This is a genomic window from Aeromicrobium sp. PE09-221, assembly GCF_002174305.1.
Taxonomy (GTDB): Bacteria; Actinomycetota; Actinomycetes; order Propionibacteriales; family Nocardioidaceae; genus Aeromicrobium.
The window spans coordinates 1-688 of sequence record NZ_MIJB01000082.1 but is presented as its reverse complement, the minus strand read 5'-3'; the positions used below and the strand labels follow the sequence as shown (position 1 = coordinate 688).

Here is a 688-nt window from a genome sequence, read left to right as displayed (position 1 = left end):
GAATCAGGGGCACTTAATAAAGAAGAATCGGATGCAGCTATTGCAGAAGCGAATCGCCAATATAACAGTACAGTTTCCACAGCAAAAGATAAACATCAAGAAATTGTAAGTGAAGCAAAAGCGCAAGCTGGGGAACATGCTAATCAGGTGGATTGGGAACCTGGTCAGGTAAAGTCGAAATATCAGACTATGAAAGATGACGTTGTTCGAAAAATGAAAGAAATGGGATCAGATGTTTCCAACAAATATGAGGATATGAAAAAATCAGCTAGCGATAAAGTAGAAGAAATAAAAAATACTGTTTCAAGAAAATTTGAGGAACAGAAAAAAGCCGTTAAAGATAAAATGAACGAGATAAAAAGCGATATTGAAGAAAAGTGGAACACAGTTGAAAAATTCTTCAGTACCATAAATTTACGTTCGATTGGAAAATCAATTATAGAAGGTCTTGGCAAAGGAATAGATGATGCCTCAGGAGGTTTATTTAGTAAAGCAGCAGGAATTGCAAACGATATTAAAAAGACTATTTCTGGAGCGCTTGAAGTAAACAGTCCATCAAAAGTAATGATACCCATCGGTAGTGCGGTTCCAGAAGGTGTTGGAGTTGGTATGGATCGAGGGAAACGTTTTGTTGTGGATGCAGCAAAAAATGTAGTTGGAACCGTTAAGAAGCAAATGGGAAATATGC

The 688-nt window shown here is 37.1% G+C and carries 1 protein-coding gene; it reads left to right on the top strand.

Translation table 11 applies throughout. From position 1 onward, the window contains the following. Positions 1-688 (top strand): hypothetical protein (locus BHE97_RS19375; protein ID WP_201791554.1); only part of this gene is annotated, 688 nt, incomplete at both ends.